At 65.7% G+C, this 2721-nt stretch carries 1 protein-coding gene and 1 pseudogene; one reads left to right on the top strand and one right to left on the bottom strand.

Annotation, left to right across the window (positions count from 1 at the left end):
• Positions 1–332 precede the first annotated feature (332 nt).
• On the top strand, positions 333–1454 hold the full coding sequence (locus NFL01S_RS33475) for a hypothetical protein (protein ID WP_062980342.1): 1122 nt from the start codon (positions 333–335) through the stop codon (positions 1452–1454).
• A 92-nt stretch (positions 1455–1546) separates the two neighbouring features.
• Here the strand turns inward: NFL01S_RS33475 and NFL01S_RS36260 are convergent.
• Positions 1547–2721, bottom strand: a pseudogene (locus NFL01S_RS36260) (hypothetical protein); the annotation flags it as partial.

Genomic DNA, 2721 nt, shown 5'->3' with positions numbered 1-2721 from the left:
CTCCCTTTTCTGTCAACTCCGGACTTTGGCTCATTAGCGGCCCTTTCTCGCTTTGACCTGCGGTTGTCCCGCTCGGTGTGGTGGCCCCTGCTTCTCTCATGGTTCAAGTATAGCGCGTGCCGTACAGGTTTCGCAAGCCTATCGGCACATTTTCTTGTAATTCTGTGTCGCAATGCCGTGACCTGCATATATTCCGGTTGGGACTTTCGTTTTCCTGGAGGGTATGTTACTGACAATGGCAAGTTCGGACATTTTCCGGTGGCTTTTCTGTTGTGTTCTCTGTAATCCTGTAATAGGATAGTGGTAACACCGAAAACGAAGGGGCGAACCGAATGACCAGCACCGAACAGACCCGGACCGCTACCACTCCCGACCGCGAAGACTACGACACCGAGATCTTCGGCACCGGCGAAGAGTGCGGCGTGTGTCACTTCCCGACCGGCCGCGGCGAGATCTGCGGCAACGTCGTCTACGCCAACGGGCCGAAGGGCCGGCTTCCGCTGTACTGCGGGCAGGAAGGTCAGGCGCATTGGCAGAAGGAGAACGGCACCGAGGGCAACTCGCGCCACCAGTCCAGCTTGGCCGGCTACCCGCGTAAGACCCTCGGCATGACCAAGGAGGATTGCGCGGCGCTGGCCGAAGCCGAAGCGGCCCGGCGCGGGATCGTCCGGCGGGCGAAGTCCGACACCGCCCCGGCTTCCGCTCCCGCGGCCGAGGTCGCACCGGCACCGACCGCGCCGACCGGACCTGTTGTGCCCGTTGACCTCTCGGACGCGCTGCCGGATTCTCCGGTGGAAGCGCTCGCCGAACTGGCACAGTTGATCGTCGGCCGGGTGGTCGCGGCCCGCAAGGAGATGGAGACCGTACGCAATGCGGCCGAGGATCGGGCCGCCGAAATCGAGCGGGAGAACGCCGACCGCGTCGAAGAGCTCGCCGCGCAGCGCGCCGAACTGGAGGCCGAGCAGGAAGCCGCGCGGGAGATCACCGCGCGGGCCGAGACCGCTATCCGGGAAGCGAACGAAGCGCGGTTGCGCACCGAGGGCGAGCTGGACGGCGCGCGGCGGCGGATTGCCGAACTGGAATCCGCGCTGGAGGCGGCCGAGCAGCGGCGTATCGCGGAGGTTGCGGAGGTCCGGCGGGTCGAGCGCGAGGAATTCCGCATGGCCATGCGGGAATTCGCGACCACGGTCCGCGGTGAGACCTCGGCCCGGGAAGCCGAGCGGACCGAGGATAAGCCGGTGACCGAGGAGGCTGTCGAGACGATGGCGAAGCGCGTCGCGCGGAACGAGATCACCCGGCGTGGGCCGGTGTGGCATATCGCCAATGCTGTGGCTCCCCGTCCGGCCGCGGCCGTCTTGAATCGGATGCAGGCGGACGGGTATCTGCACCTCGGTAGTCAGGGCGACCCGGAGCGGGTCACGCTGACCGATACCTACCCGGGGCCGCGCCGGTAAACGCGTATGCGTGTATACGCGCAAATGGACCCCGGCTATTCGAGCCGGGGTCCATTTGGTGTGCACTGGAGGGATTTCTCCTGGTCAGCGCATCACTTACGACGTCGGGCGGCCTGAACTTCAGCAAGGCTCCGATCCAGGGCGTAGGCAACCTCGCGACTGGTGGAGGGGTGCACGACTTCCGGAAGGATGGTGGTGGCATCCGCATTCCCGGGCTGATCTTCCTGTACGGCGCTGGTGGTCGTTCCGCTGTGCATGATGAGATCGGCGTAGTGATCGGATGCCCATGCGTGCACCTGGAGCAGCACGCCGACCATGACCGGCGCGATACCGAACTTGAACAGGTTCACCGGATCCACATCGGCATTGTTCGGCGGGTTGAGGTGTGGGCCGACATTGAGCGCGAGCGTGGTGAGCAGCAGGGCCCCCTCCACGGCGTACACCTTGCGCTTCTGCTCGGTGGGCATCACCCGGCCCATTCGGGTAGCCGACGCGGAAGCAACCATGATGATGATGAGCGGCAGCGAGATCATGGCTTCCACGCCGTAGCTCAGCCAGAACAGCGGATCGGCCATGTTGCCCGAGGGCACCAGGTTCTTCTGGGCGTTGACTGCCGACCAGAGCATTCCGACCGCGACCGCTGCGATCAGGCCCCGCGACGACCATTCGGAGTTGCGTACGGTCTGGGCGAGCTTGGCGTCGTCGGAGGTGAGCCGACGCTTCTTGCTCCGGGCCCGCTGGAGCCAGCGGGCATCGGAGGCTTCGGACTTGGCCACAGCTTCGGCGGTGGCCTGGTCGCGCTTGGCTTTAGCCAGGTCCGCGGCCATGCGCCGGCGGCGGATCTCGCGAGCGGTCTCGCGCTCCTTCTCGGCCAGGTCGCGTTCCTTGTCCATCTCCTCATCCGACAGGGCGCTGTAGAGAGCTTCGTCGGACTGGAGCGGGATCCGTGCCTGTGCGCGCCGGACCCGTGCGGCAAGTTCGGTATCGGCGGTTTCGGTCTCCGGATCGGCCGGCGGGGCGTCGGTCGGGTCGGTATCGGCGTTGTCCTGTTCGGCGAGTTCGGCGAGATCGGCATCGGTCAGCACCGCGAACGCGCCGGTGTCGGTCAGGCCGCGTTCCCGACGCCAGGTGTTGACGATGCGGGAGACATATTTGCGGTCCGCGTCCACTTCGCACGCCTCCAGCCATGTGTGGACCTCGGCGGTGTCGGGGTTGCCGAGCAGTTCGCAGATGTGGCGGATCTGTTCGGCCTTGGACGACAGGGCGG

Origin of the sequence: Nocardia flavorosea NBRC 108225, assembly GCF_001613385.1 — a bacterium.
In the GTDB taxonomy this organism is placed as follows: domain Bacteria; phylum Actinomycetota; class Actinomycetes; order Mycobacteriales; family Mycobacteriaceae; genus Nocardia; species Nocardia flavorosea.
This window is presented reverse-complemented; position numbering and strand designations above follow the sequence as displayed.